At 41.4% G+C, this 23,729-nt stretch carries 21 protein-coding genes and 1 riboswitch; of the genes, 13 read left to right on the top strand and 8 right to left on the bottom strand.

The features are described 5' to 3' along the window. The first annotated feature begins 18 nt into the window (after positions 1-18). The gene (rluA, locus tag EL242_RS09005) at positions 19-687 is read left to right on the top strand and encodes a bifunctional tRNA pseudouridine(32) synthase/23S rRNA pseudouridine(746) synthase RluA (RefSeq protein ID WP_126302317.1); all 669 of its coding nucleotides are present in this window, start codon (positions 19-21) and stop codon (positions 685-687) included. On the opposite strand, the gene ampD is transcribed toward rluA, so the two are convergent. After that, positions 665-1,240: a 1,6-anhydro-N-acetylmuramyl-L-alanine amidase AmpD gene (gene ampD, locus EL242_RS09000; protein ID WP_126302316.1), complete on the bottom strand. Its 576-nt coding sequence runs from the start codon at positions 1,238-1,240 to the stop codon at positions 665-667. The genes rluA and ampD overlap by 23 nt on opposite strands. Before the next feature lie 59 nt (positions 1,241-1,299). Between ampD and EL242_RS08995 the strand changes: the two genes are divergently transcribed. From EL242_RS08995 to EL242_RS08985, 3 genes are all read left to right on the top strand, one after another. Further along, positions 1,300-2,142, top strand: coding sequence for a 23S rRNA (adenine(2030)-N(6))-methyltransferase RlmJ (locus tag EL242_RS08995; protein ID WP_126302315.1), 843 nt, complete (start codon positions 1,300-1,302; stop codon positions 2,140-2,142). Positions 2,143-2,303: 161 nt separating this feature from the next. Next, positions 2,304-2,945: an orotate phosphoribosyltransferase gene (gene pyrE / locus EL242_RS08990; protein WP_126302314.1), complete on the top strand. Its 642-nt coding sequence runs from the start codon at positions 2,304-2,306 to the stop codon at positions 2,943-2,945. Between the two features lie 173 nt (positions 2,946-3,118). Next, a complete protein-coding gene (locus EL242_RS08985; protein ID WP_126302313.1) occupies positions 3,119-4,207 on the top strand; it encodes a 5-methyltetrahydropteroyltriglutamate--homocysteine S-methyltransferase in 1,089 nt (362 codons plus the stop codon). Positions 4,208-4,267: 60 nt separating this feature from the next. Here EL242_RS08985 and metC read toward each other — a convergent pair whose 3' ends face one another. From metC to nhaB, 3 genes are all read right to left on the bottom strand, one after another. Beyond that, a complete protein-coding gene (metC, locus tag EL242_RS08980) occupies positions 4,268-5,458 on the bottom strand; it encodes a cystathionine beta-lyase (RefSeq protein ID WP_126302312.1) in 1,191 nt (396 codons plus the stop codon). Between the two features lie 56 nt (positions 5,459-5,514). Beyond that, a complete protein-coding gene (dsbB, locus tag EL242_RS08975) occupies positions 5,515-6,054 on the bottom strand; it encodes a disulfide bond formation protein DsbB (RefSeq protein WP_126302311.1) in 540 nt (179 codons plus the stop codon). 62 nt (positions 6,055-6,116) lie between these two features. Continuing rightward, positions 6,117-7,658, bottom strand: coding sequence for a sodium/proton antiporter NhaB (nhaB, locus tag EL242_RS08970; protein ID WP_126302310.1), 1,542 nt, complete (start codon positions 7,656-7,658; stop codon positions 6,117-6,119). 156 nt (positions 7,659-7,814) lie between these two features. Here nhaB and fadR point away from each other — a divergent pair, with 156 nt between their 5' ends. Next, positions 7,815-8,540 carry a fatty acid metabolism transcriptional regulator FadR gene (gene fadR / locus EL242_RS08965; RefSeq protein ID WP_126302309.1) on the top strand — a complete coding sequence of 242 codons (726 nt, stop codon included), beginning with the start codon at positions 7,815-7,817 and terminating at the stop codon, positions 8,538-8,540. 14 nt (positions 8,541-8,554) lie between these two features. After that, positions 8,555-9,625 (top strand): PhoH family protein, encoded by a 1,071-nt coding sequence (locus EL242_RS08960; RefSeq protein WP_126302742.1) that lies wholly within the window; start codon positions 8,555-8,557, stop codon positions 9,623-9,625. 125 nt (positions 9,626-9,750) lie between these two features. Here the strand turns inward: EL242_RS08960 and tkt are convergent, their stop codons facing one another. Next, positions 9,751-11,757: a transketolase gene (tkt, locus tag EL242_RS08955; protein WP_126302308.1), complete on the bottom strand. Its 2,007-nt coding sequence runs from the start codon at positions 11,755-11,757 to the stop codon at positions 9,751-9,753. Positions 11,758-12,120: 363 nt separating this feature from the next. On the opposite strand from tkt, the gene rpmE reads away from it, so the two are divergent. Beyond that, the gene (gene rpmE, locus EL242_RS08950; RefSeq protein WP_126302307.1) at positions 12,121-12,333 is read left to right on the top strand and encodes a 50S ribosomal protein L31; all 213 of its coding nucleotides are present in this window, start codon (positions 12,121-12,123) and stop codon (positions 12,331-12,333) included. 60 nt (positions 12,334-12,393) lie between these two features. On the opposite strand, the gene EL242_RS08945 is transcribed toward rpmE, so the two are convergent. Continuing rightward, entirely contained in the window at positions 12,394-13,449 is a 1,056-nt protein-coding gene (locus EL242_RS08945) for a glycosyltransferase family 9 protein (RefSeq protein WP_126302306.1), read from the bottom strand. A gap of 47 nt (positions 13,450-13,496) precedes the next feature. On the opposite strand from EL242_RS08945, the gene EL242_RS08940 reads away from it, so the two are divergent. Next, complete coding sequence (locus EL242_RS08940; RefSeq protein WP_126302305.1) at positions 13,497-14,528, top strand: glycosyltransferase family 9 protein; 1,032 nt, start codon at positions 13,497-13,499, stop codon at positions 14,526-14,528. 1 nt (position 14,529) lies between these two features. Then, a complete protein-coding gene (gene ilvY / locus EL242_RS08935; RefSeq protein ID WP_126302304.1) occupies positions 14,530-15,420 on the top strand; it encodes an HTH-type transcriptional activator IlvY in 891 nt (296 codons plus the stop codon). A 133-nt stretch (positions 15,421-15,553) separates the two neighbouring features. Here the strand turns inward: ilvY and lon are convergent, their stop codons facing one another. Continuing rightward, positions 15,554-17,956, bottom strand: coding sequence for an endopeptidase La (lon, locus tag EL242_RS08930; RefSeq protein ID WP_126302303.1), 2,403 nt, complete (start codon positions 17,954-17,956; stop codon positions 15,554-15,556). Positions 17,957-18,160: 204 nt separating this feature from the next. After that, a riboswitch (FMN riboswitch) is annotated at positions 18,161-18,279 on the top strand. Positions 18,280-18,454: 175 nt separating this feature from the next. Here lon and ribD point away from each other — a divergent pair. The 4 genes from ribD to ribH all read left to right on the top strand — a co-directional run bounded on the left by ribD (position 18,455) and on the right by ribH (position 22,119). Beyond that, a complete protein-coding gene (ribD, locus tag EL242_RS08925; RefSeq protein WP_126302302.1) occupies positions 18,455-19,558 on the top strand; it encodes a bifunctional diaminohydroxyphosphoribosylaminopyrimidine deaminase/5-amino-6-(5-phosphoribosylamino)uracil reductase RibD in 1,104 nt (367 codons plus the stop codon). Between the two features lie 93 nt (positions 19,559-19,651). Then, a complete protein-coding gene (gene ribE, locus EL242_RS08920; RefSeq protein ID WP_126302301.1) occupies positions 19,652-20,299 on the top strand; it encodes a riboflavin synthase in 648 nt (215 codons plus the stop codon). A gap of 18 nt (positions 20,300-20,317) precedes the next feature. After that, positions 20,318-21,526 carry a bifunctional 3,4-dihydroxy-2-butanone-4-phosphate synthase/GTP cyclohydrolase II gene (locus EL242_RS08915; protein ID WP_126302300.1) on the top strand — a complete coding sequence of 403 codons (1,209 nt, stop codon included), beginning with the start codon at positions 20,318-20,320 and terminating at the stop codon, positions 21,524-21,526. 128 nt (positions 21,527-21,654) lie between these two features. Continuing rightward, positions 21,655-22,119 carry a 6,7-dimethyl-8-ribityllumazine synthase gene (ribH, locus tag EL242_RS08910; RefSeq protein WP_126302299.1) on the top strand — a complete coding sequence of 155 codons (465 nt, stop codon included), beginning with the start codon at positions 21,655-21,657 and terminating at the stop codon, positions 22,117-22,119. A gap of 46 nt (positions 22,120-22,165) precedes the next feature. Here ribH and lnt read toward each other — a convergent pair whose 3' ends face one another. Further along, positions 22,166-23,674, bottom strand: coding sequence for an apolipoprotein N-acyltransferase (gene lnt / locus EL242_RS08905; RefSeq protein WP_126302298.1), 1,509 nt, complete (start codon positions 23,672-23,674; stop codon positions 22,166-22,168). Positions 23,675-23,729 lie beyond the last annotated feature (55 nt).

Raw genomic sequence — 23,729 nt, 5'->3', positions numbered from 1 at the left:
CTTAAGTATAGAAATAGTATGGCATTAATTGAATATAACCCTCCATTAGAACCTTTTTTAGATGAGGTTTATCGGGATAACCATATTTTAGTGATTAACAAGCCGAGTGGTTTACTGTCGGTGCCGGGCAATCGCCCCGAATATTACGACAGTGCAATGACCCGAGTGCAGCAAAAATATGGCTTTACCGAACCGGCTCACCGTTTGGATATGGCAACAAGCGGTATTCTTTTGTTCGCCCTGAGCAAAACCGCGGAAAAAGAACTCAAACGACAATTTCGGGAACGTGAACCGAAAAAACACTATATTGCGTTACTTTGGGGCAAATTAGGCGAAAAAGTTGGGGATAAAGGCGAAATGAATTTTCCTCTGATTTGCGATTGGGAAAATCGCCCCCGCCAGAAAATTTGTTATGAACGGGGTAAAAAAGCGATTACCCATTATGAAGTGTTAGCTCATTATCCGAATAATACAACCCGAGTAAAACTCACGCCTATCACGGGACGTTCGCATCAGCTACGAGTACATAGCCTCGCATTAGGGCACCCGATTATTGGCGATAAGTTTTATGCTAATCCGCTGGCAAAAAGTTTATCGCCTAGATTATGTTTGCACGCGGAGTCTCTGACCATTACTCACCCGATTAGCGGTGAGCTGATGACCTTTACCGCTGAGCCGACTTTTTAGCCTCGTTCAGTAGGTGCTTGTAATATGCCCAATCAAAATATTGCCCCGGGTCTATTTTCCGTTCCGGGGCAATATTGCAATGCCCGGTGATGCGTTCATCGGTAATCAGTGGATAGCTTTGCTGAATGGCTTTGGTCAAATTAGCCAAAGATTGATATTGAGCTTGGGTAAACGGCTGATTATTACTGCCTTCCAGCTCAATCCCAATCGAATATTCATTGCATTTAGCCCGCCCTTCAAAACAAGACACGCCGGCATGCCACGCCATATCGTTAAAATTCACATATTGAGTGATTTTTCCCTCTCGATTAATCAAACAATGGGCGGAAACCCGTAGATCTTTGATTTCTTCAAAATAGGGGTGAGCGGTTGGGTCGAGTTTTCCTTGGAAAAACAGATCGATAAAATTTCCACCAAATTCTTCCGGCGGTAAGCTGATGTAATGAATAACCAACAAGGAAATATCCTCTTGATCAGGACGTTGGCTAAAATGCGGAGACGGCACTTGTTTTTGACCGGTTAAGCAGCCCTGTTCGATTTTTAAATTTGGCATAGTCTAAAGAGGGTGAATACGTTAAAATATGGCTCATTTTACTAGAAAAAGAGAAGAATATGTTAAGTTATCGCCACAGTTTCCACGCCGGCAACCACGCTGATGTGCTAAAACACATTGTCCAGCTTTTGATCTTGCGTGCCTTAAAAGAGAAAGAAAAAGGATTTTTATATCTTGATACCCACGCCGGTGTGGGGCGTTATAGTCTGTTAAGTTTTGAATCGGAAAAAACAGGCGAATATTTAGAGGGGGTTGCCCGTTTATGGGAACGTGACGATTTACCGGAAGAAGTTGCATTCTATATTGATGAGCTGAAAAAATTAAACCGTGGCGGCAAGTTAAAGTATTACGCCGGTTCGCCATTATTGGCGGTACAACAACTGCGTGAGCAAGACCGAGCCATTCTTACCGAACTTCACCCCAATGATTTTCCGTTGTTACGACAAGAATTTGCCAAAGCAAAAAATGTGCAAACCAAGCGTGAAAACGGCTTTCAACAATTAAAATCCACCCTGCCGCCTAAAGAACGCCGAGGCTTTGTGCTGATTGACCCACCTTATGAATTAAAAGAAGATTATGAATTGGTGGTTAAAGCGATTGAAGAGGGCTACAAACGGTTTGCCACCGGTGTGTATGCCATTTGGTATCCGGTGGTGCTTCGCCAACATACCAAACGCATCGTGCGAGGTTTAATGGATACCGGCATTCGCAAAATTCTACAAATTGAGCTTGCAGTTCGTCCTGATAGCGACCAACGAGGAATGACGGCAAGTGGTATGATTGTGATCAACCCACCTTGGCAGCTTGAAGCCCAGATGAAAAAAATCCTGCCTTATTTAACCGAGGTGCTTGTGCCGGAAGGCACCGGATCTTGGAATGTGGAGTGGATTACGCCGGAGTAAATTAAATACGGATAGCGCAAGCGTCCACGCTTGTGCTAAAAATGTTTTGTGGCACAAGCGTGGACGCTTGCGCCATCATAAATTCTGATGATTTGCAATATTTTTTAGAAAAATAACCGCTTGTCTTATCAAGAAGTGGGGAAATATAAAAGGAAAAAACGATGCAACAATACAAACATGACTTTATTGAATTTGCCTTAAGCCGCAATGTGCTGAAATTTGGCGAATTTACCTTAAAATCAGGCAGAATCAGCCCCTATTTTTTCAATGCAGGGCTTTTTAACACCGGGCGGGATTTAGCCAAATTAGGCGAATATTATGTCAAAGCCATTCAAGCCAGCGGCATTGAGTATGATGTGTTATTCGGACCGGCTTACAAAGGCATTCCGATTGCAACCACGATTGCGGTAGCACTAGCCAACCTGTTCGATGTGGATAAACCTTGTTGCTTTAACCGCAAAGAGGCAAAAGATCACGGAGAGGGCGGTAATTTAATCGGTTCTCCCTTAACGGGCAAGATTTTGCTGGTAGACGATGTGATTACCGCAGGCACGGCAATTCGTGAGTCGATGGAAATTATCAATGCCAATAATGCCCAACTTGCCGGTGTGCTGATTGCGTTAAACCGCAAAGAGAAAGGCAAGGGCGAGTTATCAGCGATTCAAGAGGTGGAACGTGATTACGGTTGCCAAGTTTTCTCGATCGTAGATTTTGATGACTTAGTGGCATTTATTGAAACATCGCCACAATACGCCCCTTATTTACCGAAAATGCGTGAATATCGTGAAAAATACGGTGTTTAAGTTTTGCAAAAAAACAGCAAAAACTCACCGCTTGTCACTCTCTAATCTCACCATTATGAATCACTTTCATCTTTTGGTGAGATTTTTTCAATTAAAAAGCCGATAAATTGATTGTGAGCTTGGCTCAATTGGCTTAGGATAAACTCCAGTAATACAGGAGTTGGAGAACTAAAATGGCAAATCAAAAATTACCTTTTCACGCAGACACCGTTGGCTCATATTTACGTTCAGAGGCTTGGAAAAAAGCTCACGCAGACTATAAAGCAGGCAACATTTCCCTTGAACAACGTGATGAAATTGTAGAAGCTGAAGTGAAAAAATTAGTACAAGCTCAATTAGATGCGGGCATTCAAGTTGTCACAGACGGTGAATATCACCGCTCTTGGTGGCATATTGATTTCTTGGAAAACCTGAACGGCATTGAAGGCTATGTGCCGGAAAAAGCCTATGCTTTTAAAGGGGTTGAGGTTCGCCCTTATAATACACGTTGTTGCGGTAAAGTGTCTTGGAATCCGAATCACCCTTTTATTGAGCATTTTAAAAAATTCAATGCGATTGTAGGCGGTCGTGCGGTGGCGAAATTTACCATTCCAAGTCCAAACCAATTAATGTACCCGATTCAGTGGGATCACGGCATTTACTCAAACCGTGAGGAATTTGCCAAAGATGTGCAACAGGCTTATAAAGAAGCGATTAAAGCATTTTACGATGCCGGTTGTCGCTATTTGCAAATTGATGATGTGTATTGGGGATCGCTGTGTAATAACGTTGGTCAACCGAGATTTGAAGCCGATAAAGCTCAGGCGGTGGCAAATATTCAAGCGATTCTTGCTGATAAGCCGGAAGATCTAACCATTACCACCCACGTTTGCCGAGGCAACTATAAATCCTCTTATTTATTGACAGGGGCTTATGACCCGATTGCTGACGGCTTATTTGCTCAAACCAACTATGACGGCTATTTCTTAGAATATGATGATGAGCGTTCAGGCGGCTTTGAGCCGTTAAAACATTTTGCCAACAACAAAGGGCGTGTGGTGTTAGGCTTAATTAGTTCAAAATTCCCTGAATTGGAAGATAAAGAAGCGGTTAAAGCCCGTATTCAAGAGGCGGCAAAATATGTGCCGTTAGAGCAGCTTTGTCTCAGTCCGCAATGTGGTTTTGCCTCAACCGAAGAGGGCAATATAATGTCAGAAGCACAACAGTGGGCGAAAGTCCGCTTTGTGGAAGAAATTGCCAAAGAAGTTTGGGGCGAAGATTAATGTGAGAAAATGCCCGCAACAAGCGGGCATTTTTTGTTAATTTTTTGCAATTCAAGCCATTTAGCGAATACGGTTAAAACCTTGTTCTAAATCGGCAATTAAATCTTCCACCGCTTCCAAGCCAACGTGAATGCGAATTAATGTACCCGTTAGTTTTCGCTCAATAGACGGACGGATTTTGGCAATTTCTTCCGGCTGATTGGCAAGAATCAGCGATTCAAACCCACCCCAAGAATACGCCATTGAAAACAGTTCAAAATGCTCTAGGAAGTTGGCTAATTTCTCATTCGAGAGCTTTTCGCAAAGTTCAAACGAAAATAGACCGCTTGATCCTAAAAAATCCCGCTTGAAAAACTCGTGCCCCGGGCAGCTTTCCAACGCCGGGTGATAAACTGCTTTCACTTCAGGACGTTGAGCCAGCCAGTTGGCAACCGCAATACTGCTTTGTTCGTGCTGCTTTAAGCGAATGCCTAAGGTGCGTAGCCCCCGAGCAGTGGTATAAGCGGAATCGGCATCCACCATTTGTCCCATTAAATAAGAGCCTTCACGCAGTTTATCCCAACAACGGGCGTTGGAAACGGCAGTCCCGATCATCACATCAGAATGCCCGACCAAATATTTAGTGCCGGCTTGAATTGAAATATCAATCCCATATTCTAAAGCAGGGAACAGCACACCGGCAGACCAAGTGTTATCGATCATAATCACGATTTTCGGATTGATTTCACGAGCAACACGCACTAGAGTCGGAATATCAGGCACTTCCATTGTCAGCGAACTCGGCGATTCTAAAAAAAGCACTTTGGTATTCGGTTGTACAAGGGCTTTCAAGCCTTCGCCAATCATCGGGTCATAATAAGTAGTTGAAACACCCATACGTTTTAACAGCATATTGCAGAACTCTTGTGTTGGTTCGTAAGCCGCACTGGTCATTAAAACGTGATCGCCTTGTTCCACAAAAGCTAAAATTGCATTGGTGACTGCCGCCGCACCGCAAGGGTAGAGGTAGCAACCTGCCCCGCCTTCTAATTCACACATTGCTTCTTGTAATGAAAAATGAGTGAGAGTGCCACGTCTGCCATAAAATAATGCTCCTTTGTAGCGGTTTTGTGTAGCGTGTTTTTTCTCTTCTAAGGTTTCAAACACTAAAGATGAAGCACGCTGAATCACCGGGTTAACTGCTCCTTGTGTATAGCGTTTTTTACGCCCGGTATGGACAAGTCTGGTAGAAAGATTTTGATATTGAGACATAACTTTTCCTGAATATGAAATAGGTAGGGGCAAATTATCATTTGCCCCTTTATTGATTAACGAAACATAAAGTTATTTCTTTGACGGCTACGTTTAAATTGGCTGATTAGCACAATGACCGCAACAATTAAGTAAACCGCAAAAGTAAAGATTAGCCATTGTGCCATTGAAAAGCCGAACATTTCCCATTGGCTTTGGCTACAATTAACCGGACCGGGGGCAAACACTTGTGGTAGCCATTGGTCAAGCGGCAAGGTTTGCGGGAAATTAACTTTAAATTCGCATTGATTCCATGGTGATGGATTGACTTGATAATCGTGGTGTTTGATTGAAAGTATTAGCCCTTTAAATGCGCTACCAAGCCAAATTAGAATTGCCAAGTAGCGAATAATCGCATATCTATTACCAAGAAATCCTAAAATACCGGCAAATAAAATACCAAATAAAGCAACTCGTTCATAAATACACATTACACAAGGTACTAATCCCATCCCATGTTGGAAATAAAGCGCTGTGCCTTCAAGTATAAGACAGCTTAACATTAGCAAAAACCATGCACTGCGAGATCGTGATAGATTTTTAAAAAAATAGAGCATAGTTATTCCTCATTTTGTGAACTTAAGGCATTCTACCTTATTTGGTATGAGTTATCTATAAACTAACGTGTAATAAACCATCCCCAATTTATCATTACTTCAGTCATAGAAGGTAGTAAGAATTCTAACCCTAAGAAACCGACAATAGATAGAACAATGGTATAAGGTAATGCCATATAGACCATTCTGCCGTAAGACAGTTTAATTAACGGCGCAAAGGAGGACGTTAATAAGAATAAGAAAGCAGCTTGTCCGTTTGGGGTAGCAACAGAAGGAAGATTTGTGCCAGTATTAATTGCAACTGCAATCAGGTCGAACTGCTCACGATCTATAATGCCGGCATCTAGTGCGGTTTTTGCTTCATTAATGTAAACAGTACCGACGAAGACGTTATCTGAAATCATCGAGAGCAAACCATTGAAAATATAGAATAATGAAAGCTGTGAATGTGGCTCGGCAGATAACACAAAGGCAATGATCGGCTCAAATAATTTTAAATCAATAATCACGGCAACAACCGAGAAAAACACAATAAGCAATGCAGTAAAAGGCATAGATTCTTGGAATGCTTTCCCTAATGTGTGTTCATCAGTAATGCCACAAAATGCAGTGCAAATAATGATGATGGTTAAGCCAATAATCCCTACATCGGCAAGGTGTAGCGCTAAGCCAATAATTAACCAAATTCCAGCAATGGCTTGTACCAGCATCTTTAAGCGATCTTGTTTCGTCATTTTTTGTTCTTTTAGTTGGCTATAGCGGGCGAGTACGACCCAAACTTTGCGAGGAAGCCTGTCTCCATAACCAAATAATTTATATTTTTCTACAAGAAAGCAGGTCGCAATCCCACAAATTAACACGGGTAAGCTAACTGGTAATACTCTAAGTAAGAATTCGATAAATCCCCATTCCGCTTGGGAGGCAATAATTAAGTTTTGTGGTTCTCCCACCATGGTCATTACGCCACCTAAAGCTGAGCCAATACCGGCGTGCATCAATAAACTTCTTAAAAAACCACGAAATTGCTCTAAAATTTCTTTATTAGAGATGATTTTTTCATCATTAGTAATATCAGTAGAATCTTCAAAGTTATTACCTGATGCGACTTTATGATATACGCCGTAGAAACCTGTCCCAACGCTAATGATTACAGCAATAACCGTTAAAGCATCAAGAAAGGCGGATAAAAAAGCAGCGCTTAAGCAGAAAGAAAGGGAAAGAATTTTTTTCGAATGAATGGCGACAAGTAGTTTGGTGAAAATATAAAGCAATAATTGCTTCATAAAGTAAATACCGGCAACCATAAACATTAAAAGAAGAATAACATCAAAGTTCGCTATAATTTCTTCTTTAATGTGGTGAGGGCTTGTCATACCGATTACAACTGCCTCGATCGCTAATAAACCACCGGGCTGTAATGGATAACATTTTAATGCCATAGAAAGAGTAAAAATAAATTCAGCAACTAGAAACCAGCCTGCAACAAAAGGGCTGATAAAGAAATAAATGAGCGGATTGATAATTAAAAATGCCAAAATGCACAATTTATACCACTCGGGGCTTTTTCCTAAGAAACTTTTAAAAAGAGCATCAATGCTACTCATATAAAGGACCTCAAAATTTGTAAACAGATATTACAATTGTAATATAGTTTAGATTAAAGGATAATAGTATTACTGAACTTTTTAGTCGCAATAATTGATTAGAAATAAAGAATAGTTAGATTTTAGATAAGTATATTTTATGCTTGGGGGGCATTAATGGGTCACAGTGATATTTTAAAAGCGCAGAGCCCGGCAGCATTAGCGGAAGAATATATTGTAAAGAGTATTTGGAATAATCATTTCCCTGCCGGCTCTGATCTTCCTGCCGAGCGAGAGCTAGCAGAGCGCATTGGGGTAACAAGAACAACTTTACGTGAAGTCCTACAACGTCTAGCGCGAGAAGGCTGGTTAAGTATTCAGCATGGAAAACCAACAAGAGTGAATGATATTTGGGAAACTTCCGGGCCTAATATTATTGGCACTATCATTAAGCTTGATAAAAGCTATCTTCCAGTGGTAATTGCCAATGTGGTGTCATTACGTACTCGTATGGCGGAGGCTTATATTCCAGAAGCGATTTACCTTGCTCCTGAAGCAAGTGCTAAACTCTTTGATGGGCTAAATGAATTAGAAAATACAGCAGCTGCTTATGCTGAATTTGATTATAAGTTATTCAGACAATTTACTTTTTTAGCTAATAAGCCCGTGTATGCATTGATCTTAAATAGCTTTAAATCAATGTATCATCAAGTCGCAAAAATTTTCTTTGCTGATGAAAATAATCGCCAATTAACGTTAAGTTTTTACAGAGTATTATTAGCTGCCTGTATTGCAAAAGATAGCGAAAAAGCGGCCGCTTGTATGGCTAAAAATCGCCAATCTAGTGGTGAAATTTGGCAAAAATTATCCGCTAATATTCCTGAAAGCTTTGGTCAGCTTTAACAGAAGGTAGAATGTTGAACGAAATTATTTTTAGTTTAGAACCGCAAGATAATGCTCGTCTGCAATCGCTTTGTGGGGCATTTGATGAGCATTTAGCCTTAATTGAAAAAAGTTTTAATCTCATTATTGCTCGAACAGGCTTCAACTTTACGATTCAATCGGAAGATGACAATCACTATTCTGCTACCTTAGTTCAAAATAGTGTGAAGCTGATTAAGCAACTGTATAATGAAACTGCCCCGATTAAAGGCAAAATTAAGGAATTGGACTTAGAAGATATACATTTGGCGATTCAGGAAAGCCGAATGCTACTACAAAACCAATGGCAAGCCGGCTCGCAAGGCGAAATAGCGATTAAAACCAAGCGAGGGGTGATTAAACCTCGTGGTGAACATCAACAAGCCTATCTGCGGAATATTTTAAGCCATGACATCAGCTTTGGAATCGGGCCTGCTGGCACAGGCAAAACCTTTTTAGCGGTAGCGGCAGCGGTGGAATCGCTTGAACGCCAAGAAATCCGCCGTATTTTACTTACCCGTCCGGCGGTGGAAGCCGGTGAAAAGCTCGGTTTTTTACCCGGCGATTTAGGGCAAAAAATTGAGCCTTACTTACGCCCGTTATATGATGCCCTGTTTGAAATGCTTGGCTTTGAAAAAGCTCAAAAGTTGATGGAACGTGGTGTGATTGAAATTGCCCCACTTGCTTATATGCGAGGGCGTACTTTAAACGATGCGTTCATCATTTTAGATGAAAGCCAAAACACGACTACCGAGCAAATGAAAATGTTCTTAACCCGTATTGGCTTTAATTCCAAAGCGGTGATTACCGGCGATATTACCCAAGTGGATTTGCCCCGCAGCCAAAAATCGGGCTTAAAACACGCAATGGAAGTGCTAAAAGACGTGCCGGAACTAAGCTTTAATTTCTTTGATAGCAAAGATATTGTCCGCCACCCTGTGGTTGCCAAAATTGTGCAAGCCTATGATGCGTGGGAAGCGGTTGATGAGGAGCGTAAAGAACAGCGAAAACTGGAAAAATTAGCTTTAGAGCAAGAAAAAATTCTTGCTCAAGCTGAAATTTTATAGCTTACAAGCGGTCATATTTCGCTAACTTTTTGCAAAAAATCGCTGAAATTTCACCGCTTGTCATAACAGTTGTTCAACAAAAAAGCGGGAAGTTAATTCCCGCTTTTCTTTATCTTATTGTTTCATTATAAGATTTCTTTTGCTTTAGCAACCACGTTTTCAACGGTAAAGCCGAAGAGTTTGAATAATTGATCTGCTGGTGCGGATTCACCAAAGCTATTCATACCTACAATTCGACCATCAAAGCCGACATATTTATACCAGAAGTCAGCTAATTGAGCTTCAATCGCCACACGTTTAGTGACTGAACGTGGTAATACCAATTCACGATAGGCTTCATCTTGTTTGTCAAACACATTGGTGCTTGGCATTGAAACCACACGTACTTTCACGCCTTCTGCATCTAATACATCAGCGGCTTTCATTGCTAAATCTACTTCAGAACCGGTTGCAATTAAGATTAAATCCGGGCAACTACCTTTTTCGCAACATTCACGCAAGATATAACCACCACGAGCTACATTGGCTAATTGCTCCGCAGTACGTTGTTGTTGAGCCAGATTTTGGCGGGTAAAGATTAGTGCTGTCGGGCCGTCTTTACGTTCTACCGCCGCTTTCCAAGCAACAGCAGATTCTACTTGGTCTGCCGGACGCCAGGTTTCTAAGTTTGGAATTTGGCGTAATGAAGCAGTTTGTTCTACAGGTTGGTGGGTCGGGCCGTCTTCACCTAAACCGATGGAGTCGTGTGTATAAACAAATAAGGCACGTTGCTTCATTAAGGCTGCCATACGCACCGCATTGTGTGCATATTCGTAGAACATTAAGAAGGTTGCACCGTAAGGAATGAAACCACCGTGTAGGGCAATCCCGTTCATAATCGCAGACATACCGAATTCACGCACGCCGTAGTTGATGTAGTTACCATCTACATTGTGTTCCGCACGAATCGGTTTTGAGCCAGACCATAAGGTTAAGTTAGAGCTTGCTAAGTCAGCTGAGCCGCCGAGGAATTCAGGTAAGATTGGCGCGTAAGCTTCGATTGCATTTTGTGATGCTTTACGGCTTGCAATGGTTGCCGGATTTGCTTGTAATTTTTCAATAAAAGCTTTGCTTTCAGCTTCCCAGTTAGCCGGTAATTCGCCTGCGTAACGGCGTTTAAATTCAGCGGCTAGTTCAGGGTATGCCGCTTCATAAGCAGCAAATTTAGAGTTCCAATCTTTTTCTGCTAATGTACCTTTTGCTTTTGCGTCCCACTCTGCATAAATTTCAGCTGGAATTACAAATGGGGCGTGCTCCCAACCTAAAAATTCACGAGCAGCTTGGATTTCAGCATCACCTAATGGCGCACCGTGGCAATCGTGGGAGTTTGATTTATTTGGTGAACCATAGCCGATAATGGTTTTACAAATAATTAAGGTCGGGCGCTCGGTTTCAGCTTGCGCATTTTCAATCGCAAATTTAATTTGCTCAGGGTTATGTCCATCTACATTGCGGATAACTTGCCAGCCATAAGATTCAAAGCGTTGGGCGGTATCATCGGTGAACCAACCATCAACGTGGCCGTCAATAGAAATATTGTTATCATCGTAGAATGCAATCAGTTTGCCTAAGCCTAATGTACCCGCAAGGGAGCAGGCTTCGTGCGAGATACCTTCCATTAAACAGCCATCGCCTAAGAATGCGTAGGTGTAGTGATCGACAATTTTATGACCTTCACGGTTAAATTGTGCTGCAAGGGTTTTTTCCGCAATCGCCATACCGACCGCATTGGTAATACCTTGACCTAACGGGCCTGTGGTGGTTTCAACGCCCGGTGCATAACCATATTCAGGGTGACCAGGTGTTTTAGAATGTAACTGACGGAACTGTTTTAAATCTTCAATAGAGAGATCATAGCCGGTTAAATGAAGTAAGCTATAGATTAACATTGAACCGTGTCCGTTAGACAGAACAAAACGGTCACGATCTGCCCATTTAGGATTAGTTGGATTGTGTTTTAAAAAATCACGCCATAAAACTTCTGCAATATCAGCCATACCCATTGGTGCGCCTGGGTGGCCTGAGTTAGCTTTTTGTACAGCATCCATACTTAAAAAACGAATTGCATTCGCTAGCACTTTACGTTCTGTCATTTGTGTTACTCCTAATCGAGAATGTTATATAAAATGGAAAGGATATCGAATTGGATTCTACACTATTTTGCTAGAAAAACTCAAAAATGGAAATGAGAAATGTGATCTGTATCACAAAAAAATGATTAAATTGTGATTTGTTTTGATTGGATTTGATTTTAATAGACGGTTTTTTCCTAATACAATATTTTCTTGATAAAGCGAATGTTTAGTAGTTGATCTAGGCAACAAATTTCTCTAAAATACGCACTCTTTTTGGCGTTGAGCATTTGCTCAACATTTTTATTAATTACATATGGTACCTATCAGCGGTAGAGATTCTAACAAGATAGGCGGCGATATGGCTTCTTATGAGGTTCCCCAATGAAACAAGGTATTCACCCAGAATATAAAGAAATTACGGCAACTTGCTCTTGCGGTAATGTAGTTAAAACTCGCTCAACAGTGGGTAAAGATTTAAACTTAGACGTATGTGGCAACTGCCACCCGTTCTATACTGGTAAACAACGTGTTGTTGACACCGGTGGTCGTGTTGAACGCTTTAACAAACGTTTCAGCATTCCAAGCTCAAGATAATTTAATTATTGCAAACCCCGCTAATGCGGGGTTTTGTTTTGCTTATATATCTATATAAAATTAACAAGCGGTGTATTTTTCTAGCAATTTTGCAAATTGGTTATTTAACCATTTTGCAGGGGCTACAAGAGAAAAACCTCGAGTATCATTATTATCCTCAGTCCATTTGTTTGCGATAACCATAAAAGTTTCAATATCTTTTTTAGGCTTTGGATACCAGCGTGCAATATTAGCCGGGTGGTTGGCATAAAATGAGAGCAATTTTTTTCCTAATGCACAAGAAATATGAACTCCACCTCCATCAACTGCAATCACAATATCTGAAGAATTGACTAATGCACAATAACCTAAAATATCACTACTAGGAGCGAGCTCTATTTCAAGCGGAGTTTCCAGTCTTGATAAATATTCGGCACTATTGGTTGTATTGGTCATCAAGCAACTAATATGTTGAACATATCTTTTATCAATCATAGATAATAGCTCTGATAATTCTTGAGTAGGAATTTCACGCATACTACCTTGAGGATTCAGTAGTAATCGGATTTTCTTCTCTTGCCATAGCGTATTTGCAAAGCTGCTTAGTTCATTATGAATGGTTAAATTATAATTGACCTGATTTTTTTCTAAAAAATCAGCAAAAATAGCATAGTTGAGATAGTCAGCAAAATGAACCTGCTTTGGAAAGATAGTAGTGAAATCGTAATTTTTTACGGTATCTAAATTGTAAATACTTTTCTGTTTTTTACCGAAGTTAATAATAAATTTAGGCTTTAAAATACTATCTAAAATAATACTTTTGGTGGTAAATGTCGGTTTGAAATCTAAATAAAGATCCCAATGTCCCCGCTGCGATAGATAAGTGGACACTTTATCTTCTAAGATCATATCTACCACGTTTGCTTGAGAGAAAATCAATTTGTTACGAGATGTAACTAAAACGGCTATTTTTACATTTGGTAGAGCTTGTTTAATTTGCTCCAAATGGGCGATGTGAACAACGGCATCGCCAATGGCATCGCCGATAGGTTTGAGTAACACGGATTCTATTTGGCGAAAATCGAAGGTTTTTTTCTCTTTTTTTGTGCCAAAAAGTTTTATAACTAAGGATTTCATCTCTATAATAGTTTGATTCTTTTAATGACTGGTTATAGTAAGTAAAAATGAATATTAAAGCAACGTTAAGAAAAGCAAGATTGGCGATAGGTAAAGCTATTTTAGATAGTAAAAAAGATAATCTGACATTATCGAAAATTCACAATAAAATTCTATTTCTTCGCCACGATGGTAAAATTGGTGATTATATCGTTAGCTCCTTTGTTTTTCGTGAAATAAAAAAACATTCTCTCCAAACCCAAATAGGGGTGGTTTGCTCACAGAAAAACCGATATTTATTTGAGAATAATCCTTATATTGATAAGCTCTATTTGGTTAAGACAAAAAGTATTCCTGATTATATTCGTTGTGGCAAACAACTTGCAAAAGAGCAGTATGATGTTGTAATCGATCCGACTGTTACTTTACGTAACCGTGATCTCTTATTTTTACGCACCATATCAGCCAAACATTATGTAGGTTATCAAAAACAACATTATCGATTGTTCGATTTAAATGTAGTAGATAGAAAACAGCATTTTTCAGAGATTTATCAAGATGCGTTAGCTTTAATTGGGTTTGAAAATATAGAAACTCAGTATGATGTGCCACTAAATGCCACAAGCAACCAATCCATACAGCATTATTTATATGAAAATCAAATTAGAAATTATATTACATTAAATCTTTTTGGTGCGGGTTCGGCAAGACGTTTTAGTGAGCAGAAAATTAATGAACTGCTGAGTTACTTAGCACAGCATAGTGATAAACCGATAGTCTTACTTACTTTTCCTGAAGTAACGGAAAAATTGTGTTCCTTCACTAAGCAGTATAAAAATATATTTGTGTATGAGAAAACCAAAAGTGTTTTTGATTCAATAGAACTGATTCGTTTTGCAGACTTATTAATTTCACCTGATACTGCAACCGTGCATATTGCATCAGGCTTAAACAAAAAGATCATTGCTTTTTACAGTAGTGATGAACAGAATTTTATACATTGGCACCCTAATAATCAGGCTGAAACCCATATTCTCCGTTTTAGCAAAAGCGTGAATGATTTAGACTTTGCTTCAATAAAACCGGAGTGGCTAAAATAAGATGGACTTCCGAAGCCTTAAACTTTTTCTAGATATCGCCCAAAGCCGTAGTTTTATTCGTAGTGCGGAGAAGAATTATATGACGGCTTCCACCCTTACCCGCCATATTCAACGAATGGAGGAGGAGCTCGGGCAGCCGTTGTTTCTGCGTGATAACCGACAAGTACATTTAACTGAGGCTGGAGAACGGTTTTTGGCATTTGCTCAACAAGGTTGGGCAGAGTGGCAGCAGCTACAAAACCAGTTGTCGCCTGCTCAAGGGGAGTTAGAGGGGGAGTTGAAAGTATTCTGCTCGGTGACGGCATCTTACAGCCATTTGCCGCCGATTTTAGGGCGGTTTCGCCAAAAATATCCTAAAGTAGATATTAAGCTAAGTACCGGCGATCCGGCTTTAGCGGTGGAACAGGTCCAGTCATTGGCTGCAGATATTTCGGTTGCGGGTAAGCCGGAATTTCTGCCGAATAATATCGTGTTTCATTACATTGATGATATTCAACTCTCAATTATTGCCCCTCGTGTGGCATGCCAAGCCACCCAGTTCTTGCAACAATCACCAATAGATTGGAAAAATATTCCCTTTATTTTGCCGGTGAATGGGCCGGTTCGAAAACGGATTGACCGTTGGTTTAAAGAGCAAAAAATCAAAGACCCGATTATTTATGCCACTGTCTCCGGACACGAGGCGATTGTGCCGATGGTCGCCCTAGGCTTTGGGGTCGCACTGCTGCCGGATATTGTGATTAAGCATAGCCCGATGAATAATCAAGTTTCTTATGTGAATTTACCCTCGCCGATCACCCCGTTTGAGCTGGGCATTTGCGTTCAGCAAAAACGCTTGCAAGAGCCGATTATCAAGGCATTTTGGCAATTATTGTCTGACAATTCCGCATAACAAGCGGTCAGATTTTGCTAAATTTTTGCAAAAAATAGAATAAAACAGACCGCTTGTAGATAAATGACAGATAAAAAATAAGGTGCGACTCAATCTTAAAGTCGCACCTTATGTTATTTTAGATTATTGAACTTTATTGTACTGTGGCTTTAGCTCGAGGTTTTTTCACCTTAATTTCGGCTTTTGGCAATATTTCCACCCCCATTGGCGGATTTTCTAATGCCAGTGCTAATACCTCATCAATGGTTTCTACCGCGTGAATATCTAACGCCGCTTTTGCATTTTCTGGAATTTCCTCTAGGTCTTTTTCATTTTCTTTCGGAATAATTACCGTGGTAATGCCACCACGATGGGCTGCGAGTAATTTCTCTTTTAAGCCACCGATTGGCAATACTTTGCCACGCAAGCTGATTTCACCGGTCATCGCTACTTCTTTACGCACAGGGTTACCTGTTAGGCTAGAAATTAATGCGGTACACATCGCAATACCTGCACTCGGACCATCTTTCGGTGTTGCACCATCCGGAACGTGAACGTGAATATCCCGTTTTTCGTAGAAGTCTTCAGCAATGCCTAATTTTTCTGCACGAGAGCGTACAACCACCATTGCCGCTTGAATCGACTCTTTCATTACATCGCCTAATGAACCTGTGTAAGAGAATTTGCCTTTACCTGCAACAGAAGCAGTTTCAATGGTTAATAAATCACCGCCAACTTCTGTCCACGCTAAACCGGTCACTTCGCCAATGCGGTTTTGGCTATCCATTTTTCCGTAGTCAAAACGTTTTACGCCTAAGTATTCTTCGATATTTTTCTCAGAAACTGTAATGGATTTTAATTTCTTATCCAATACTAAAGCTTTCACGGCTTTACGGCAGATTTTCGCAATTTCACGCTCAAGGCTACGCACGCCTGCTTCACGGGTGTAGTAGCGGATAATACTTAAAATTGCACTGTCTTCAACGGTCAGCTCACCCTCTTTTAGTCCGTTATTTTCTTGCTGTTTAGCCAGTAAATGACCACGAGCAATGTGCATTTTCTCATCTTCGGTATAGCCTGAAAGACGAATCACTTCCATACGGTCGAGCAATGCTGGCGGAATGTTCATTGAGTTTGAGGTTGCCACAAACATTACATCGGATAAATCGTAATCCACCTCTAAATAATGGTCGTTAAAGGCTTTATTTTGCTCAGGATCTAATACTTCAAGCAGAGCAGAAGCCGGGTCGCCACGCATATCTTGAGCCATTTTGTCGATTTCATCTAACAAGAACAGCGGATTACGCACGCCGACTTTCGCCATTTTCATCATTAGGCTACCCGGCATTGAGCCGATGTAAGTACGGCGATGCCCACGGATTTCCGCTTCATCACGCACGCCACCTAACGCCATACGCACATATTTACGCCCTGTGGCATTGGCAATAGATTGCCCTAACGAGGTTTTACCAACCCCCGGCGGACCAACTAAGCACAAAATCGGACCTTTTAATTTATTTAGACGACTTTGCACTGCTAAGTATTCTACAATCCGCTCTTTCACTCGTTCTAAGCCGTAGTGGTCTTTATCCAAAATCTCTTGAGCTTGGGCTAAATCTTTTTTGACCGCTGATTTTTTATGCCACGGCATTTGTAAAATCCAGTCAATATAACCACGCACAACGGTAGCTTCGGAAGAGCTTTGCGGCATTGCTTTGAGCTTTTTGAACTCCGTATTCAGCTTGTCTTTTACCTCGGTCGGTAATTTTGCAGCGTCAATTTTCTCTTTAAGCTTATCTAACTCGCTTTGTTCAACGTCATCGCCATTACCTAACTCTTTTTGAATCGCTTTAATTTGCTCGTTGAGGTAGTAATCACGTTGGTTTTTTTCCATTTGCTGTTTAACACGATTACGAATCCGAGTTTCGGTTTCAAGCGTATCCATCTCGGTTGCCATCGCAATTAACAAGGCTTCAAAACGGGCAATCAGATTCGGTTGCTCTAATAATTCCTGTTTTTTCTTCACCGGAGCAATTAAGTTAGAGGCAATGGTATCCGCCAAGCGGTCTTCTAACGTAATTTTTTGCAGTTTAGCAATAATTTCTGCCGGAATTTTCTTGTTATTTTTAACGTAATTTTCAAATTCGGTTAAAGTGGTTTTCGCAATCGCTTTTAACTCTTCGTTTTCGTCATCATATTCCGAATACATCGGCTGAATTGCCGCCCAAAAGCCATTTTCATCATCGTGAATTTGCTCGATTTTGGCACGGGTTTGCCCTTCCACCAGCACTTTAACTGTGCCGTCCGGCAGGTTTAGCATTTGAATAATGTTGGCAATTACACCTACGCCATACATATCTTCTGCATTCGGATCTTCTTTATTCGGATCTTGTTGGGTGACTAAAAACAGTTGTTTATTAGAATCCATCGCCGAGCGTAGGGCTTGAATTGATTTTTCACGTCCTACAAATAACGGCATAACCATATAAGGAAAAACCACCACATCACGCAATGGGAGTAGTGGTAATTCAATCGCTTTCTTTTTTCTTGGTGCCATAAATTTGCTCTCTTCTATAAAAATATAATTCCCCATTATGAGGACGAATTTGGGAAAAACAAGGGAAAATTTGATTTATCTTAAAAAAACTCTGGCTATCAAAACAGTAGATGCTGGCGATTTAATCAATCGTTAAAATCAGGGTAATTTGCTCAATTTCTCGCTTGACATCAAATCGTAATGCGAGCAAAATTCTTTGCATATTTTAATCTTCAGGGCAGGGTGAAATTCCCGATCGGCGGTAAAGTCCGCGAGCCGAGTAATCGGCAGGATTTGGTGAAATTCCAAAACCGACAGTATAGTCTGGATGAAAGAAGAGTCAAAAACCGCAGAAAATACCGCACAAGCGGTCATTTTTTGTGTCTTTTTTGCAAGCCTTGAGTCGTGAGATTTCAAGGCTTTATTGTTTTACAGGTGGCGTTTGCAAATTTTTTACTAAAAACGACCGCTTGTATTGCAATAATCCTTTCATTATGCCTCTATTTTTGCTAACAATTTATGACTGATGTTCAATATATGGCTTATGCCATCACCCTTGCCGAAAAAGCACGGGGTTGGACAAGCCCAAATCCGCTAGTTGGCTGTGTGATTGTCAAAAACGGCGAGATCATCGCCGAAGGCTATCACCAAAAAGCCGGCAGTTGGCACGCTGAACGCAATGCGATTTTAAATTGCGAGGAAGATCTGACAGGGGCAACCGCTTATGTCACCTTAGAGCCTTGTTGCCATCACGGACGCACTCCACCTTGTTCCGATCTGCTGATTGAACGTGGGATTAAAAAAGTGTTTATCGGCTCACGGGATCCGAACCCGCTGGTGTCAGGCAAAGGGGCGGCACAGCTCAGAGCCGCCGGCATTGAGGTGGTGGAAGATTTTCTGCGTGCTGAGTGCGATGCGCTGAACCCGATTTTCTTCCATTACATTCAAACCAAACGCCCTTATGTGCTGCTGAAATATGCAATGACGGCAGACGGCAAAATTGCAACTTCCAGCGGTGAATCTAAATGGATTACTGGGGAGCTTGCTCGTGCTAACGTGCAGAAAACCCGCCACGAATATAGTGCGATTATGGTTGGCGTGGAAACGGTACTTGCCGATGACCCAATGCTCAACAGCCGAATGGAAAAGGCTAAACAGCCGGTGCGGATTGTGTGCGACAGCCAACTGCGTACGCCACTGGATAGCCAGTTAGTTCAAACTGCGCGCCAATATCGCACCATTATTGCCACGCTCAATAATGATGCAAAAAAACAGGCAGAATATACCGCTTGCGGTGTTGAAATTTTAGTGACAGGCGAACGTGACAAGCGGGTGGATTTAGCCGATCTTTTGCAAAAATTGGGCGAACTTGGGATCGACAGCTTATTGATTGAAGGCGGTTCGCAACTGAATTTCAGCGTGCTGGAACAAGGGGTAGTGAATCGAGTACATTGCTATATCGCCCCAAAACTGATTGGCGGCAAAGAGGCGAAAACGCCGATTGGTGGCAATGGGATTGCTGAGTTGGCACAAGCGGTTAAATTACGTCTAAAATCTACCGAATTAATCGGAGAAGATATTTTGTTGGATTATGAAGTGGACTCGCTTTCGTCATTAAATTGAAATTTCCTTACTCTCGCCTGTTTACGGGAGAGGGGAATAGTAAGATAAAGCAGTTCTCAGACTAAATTGGAAGTAAATCGGAGAAAAATTTAAATGTTCACAGGCATTATCGAAGAAGTTGGTCAGATAGCCCAAATTAAGAAACAGGGCGAGTTTGCGGTGGTAACGGTTAAAGCAAAAAAGATTCTGACTGATGTACATTTAGGCGATAGCATTGCGGTAAATGGCGTGTGTTTAACCGTGACTTCATTTACGCAGGAGCAATTTACTGCCGATGTGATGTCAGAAACTTTAAAACGCACATCACTTGGCGAATTAAGCACTAACAGTCCGGTTAATCTTGAGCGTGCAATGGCGGCGAACGGGCGTTTTGGTGGACATATTGTGTCAGGTCATATTGACGGCACAGGTGTGGTGGCAGAGATTACACCGGCAGATAATTCAACGTGGTATCGCATTAAAGCCGAACCTAAGTTAATGCGTTACATCATTGAAAAAGGCTCGATTACCATTGATGGCATTAGTTTAACGGTGGTGGATGTTGATGCGGAATCTTTCCGGGTATCGATTATTCCGCATACCATTAAGGAAACCAACCTCGGTACGAAAAAAATCGGTAGTTTGGTGAATTTAGAAAATGACATTGTCGGCAAATATATCGAACAGTTTTTATTGAAAAAAGAGCCTGAAAATCCGCAAAGTAAAATCACCGCGGATTTTCTTAAAAATGCAGGGTTTTAACCAAATAAAGGACAAATAATGTTTAAGTTTTCAACGGTAGAAGAAGCAATTCAAGCAATTGCACAAGGGAAAATTATTTTAGTCAGCGATGATGCCGACCGTGAAAATGAAGGGGACTTCATTTGTGCAGCTGAATTTGCGACACCGGAAAATATCAACTTTATGGCGAAATATGGTAAAGGGTTGATTTGTACGCCGATTTCGACAGACATTGCCAAGAAATTAAATTTTCACCCGATGGTGCTAGAGAACGAAGATAATCATCAAACCGCATTTACCGTTTCAGTTGACCATATTGAAACCGGCACTGGCATTTCCGCTTTTGAGCGTTCTTTAACCTGTATGAAGATTTTAGATGAAAAGGCAAAAGCAGAGGATTTTCGTCGTCCGGGGCACGTTTTCCCTTTAGTCGCCAAAGACGGAGGCGTATTAGTGCGTAACGGGCATACCGAAGCAACGGTGGATTTAGCCCGCTTGGCGGGTTTAAAACCGGCAGGGCTTTGCTGTGAAATTATGGCAGAAGACGGCACGATGATGCAGATGCCGGAACTACAGGCGTTTGCTCAAGCACACAATATGCCGTTTATTACTATTCAGCAGTTACAAGAGTATCGTAGAAAACACGACAGCTTGGTGGATGTAGTTTCGGTGGTAAAAATGCCGACCAAATACGGCGAATTCAAAGCTCACAGTTTCGTTGAAACCATTTCAGGCAAAGAACACGTTGCTTTAGTTAAAGGCGATATTGGTGATGGCGAAAATGTATTGTGCCGCATCCATTCCGAATGTTTAACCGGTGATGCCTTTGGCTCACAACGTTGCGATTGTGGTCAGCAGTTCGCCGCAGCAATGAACCAAGTGGAACAAGAAGGCAGAGGTGTGGTGCTTTATTTACGTCAAGAAGGACGTGGCATCGGTTTAATTAATAAACTGCGTGCTTACGAACTGCAAGATAGAGGAATGGACACGGTTGAAGCCAACCTTGCATTAGGTTTCAAAGATGATGAGCGTGAATATTATATCGCTGCGCAAATGTTTGAAAAATTAGGCGTAAAATCGATTCGCCTGTTAACCAATAATCCGGCAAAAATTGAAGGACTCATTGAGCAAGGGATTAACGTAGTAGCTCGTGAGCCGATTATGGTTGAGCCAAACGAACACGATTTGGAATACCTTAAAGTTAAACAGCACAAAATGCGACATATGTTTAATTTTGATAAAGCGTAACAAATTCTGGTGTAGGGTGGACGTAAGTCCACGTAAAAAAGTTAAATAGATTGCGTGGGCTTACGCCCACCCTACAATTTACCGTATAAACCCATTTTTAATTGATTATTTTTTAGAAGGAAAAAACAATGGCAACATTTCAAGGAAACTACATCGCAACCGGTTTAAAATTCGGTATTGTGGCAACTAACTGGCACAAAATTTTTATCGACCAACTGTTAAACGGTGCAACCGATAAATTATTGCGTCACGGTGTGGAACAAGAAAACATCGACACCGTATGGGTGCCGGGTGCATTAGAAATCTCGATTGCAGCGAAAAAAATGGCACAAAGCGGTCGTTATGATGCGATCATCTGCTTAGGTGCAGTCGTGCGTGGTGCCACCAGCCACTATGATGTGGTGGTGAACGAGTCAGCAAAAGGCATCAGCACTTCTGCGCTTGAAACCGGTGTGCCGATTATCAATGGCATTTTAACGGTGGAAAACTTAGAGCAAGCGATTGAGCGTTCAGGCACTAAAGCCGGTAATAAAGGCGAAGAGTGTGCAATGGTCGCGATTGAAATGGCGAATCTATTAAAAGCCCTAGCGTAATGAGATAGAAAAATCCCCTTAGACCCAAGAGACTAAGGGGATTTTTTTATTTTTTGCGTAGTAACAGGCTGGCAATGACACAAAATAGACTAAAACTGTAAATCAACCAGTGACCGAATTGTTTAAATGGTGTATCGCCTATGGTTGGAACAATGGTAGCAGTTAGTACATCGGTAGTGAATTGCGGCAGTTGCTCAATTACTTTTCCGTTGGCATCAACAATGGCGGTAATACCGGTATTCGCAGCTCTAAGTAATGGTTTGCCGAGTTCTAACGCTCGCATTCTTGCCATTTGGAAATGTTGCCAAGGCCCGATGGAGGAGCCAAACCACGCATCATTGGTGATGGTTAATAAATAATCTGAATTTTGACTTTTTTGGTTTTGTTGTAGCTGATCACCAAAAATAATTTCATAGCAAATCGCCATATTAAAGCGGTTGTTTTTTGCCAAGAATGATGGTTGAACGAAACTGCCTTGTGAAAGGTTAATCGGCAGAATAAACACTTCTCGCATCCAATCCAGCACTGAGCCAAACGGCACATATTCGCCAAACGGCACAAGATGATGTTTGTTGTAGCGATGGTTGCCGTGCAAAGCATACTCCCTCTCTTTTTCGCCTAATAGTACGCCACTGTTAAACAGTTCCGCTTGCTCATTTTGATAGAGTGTGCCGATAATAATTTCACTTCCGTGTTGGCGGGCTAGACGGTCGAGCGAGCTAAGCAACGGGCTGATTTGATTTTCAAGTGCCGGAATGGCGGATTCTGGCAAAATAATCAGTTCACTGTTACCTAATAGGGGCAGAATGAGCTGTTCGTAGGTTCGTACGCTGTGGTTGAAATGTTGCGGATCCCACTTCATTTTTTGCTCAATATTCCCTTGTACTAAACTCACTACAAGCGGTTGTTTTTCTGTATCAATTTGCACAAATTGGAGAAAGCGAGTGGCAAAACTTAAGCCAAAAATGACCGCTAGCACTATCAATGATGGCACAGTTTTGCTCTCTTGCTTAATAATTTTCACTTGATAGCCACTTGCAACCATTACCAAGAAAGTCAAACCTTCAACGCCCAAAATCGGCGCAATGCCGGCAAAAGGACTGTCTATTAAACTATAACCGAATTGTAGCCACGGAAAGCCGGTAAACACGACGCCTCGTAAATATTCGGTAAAGGTAAAAATGGCTGCTAATGCAAACGGATTATTCAGCTTTAGCCTGTGTGAAATCACACTAAACAGCAGATTATAAATAGCGAGATAACACGCCAACAGAAATACGGCAATATAGCTTACAATGGTCGGCACACCGCCAAATTGGGTCATACTGACGGAAACCCAGTTTACACCGGTGCAGAAGTAGCCGATAGACCAAGCAAAGGTTGCCCACAATGCAGTTTTTCGATTTGCTAGAGTGGCTGACCAAACCAAGCCGGCTGCGGAAGCAAAGGCAATAATCCAAATATCAAAAGGCGAATAGGCGAAAGTGCCGATAGCTCCTAGCAAGAGAGCAAGAATACAAGCGGTTAAAAATGGTGGATTTTTTGCAAAATTCATAATGGCTCACTAAATAAATGAGGCACGCCGAAACGTGCCTTGGTTGAAATTCCCT

The organism is Mannheimia haemolytica (genome assembly GCA_900638155.1).
GTDB lineage: Bacteria > Pseudomonadota > Gammaproteobacteria > Enterobacterales > Pasteurellaceae > Mannheimia > Mannheimia glucosida.
This window is presented reverse-complemented; position numbering and strand designations above follow the sequence as displayed.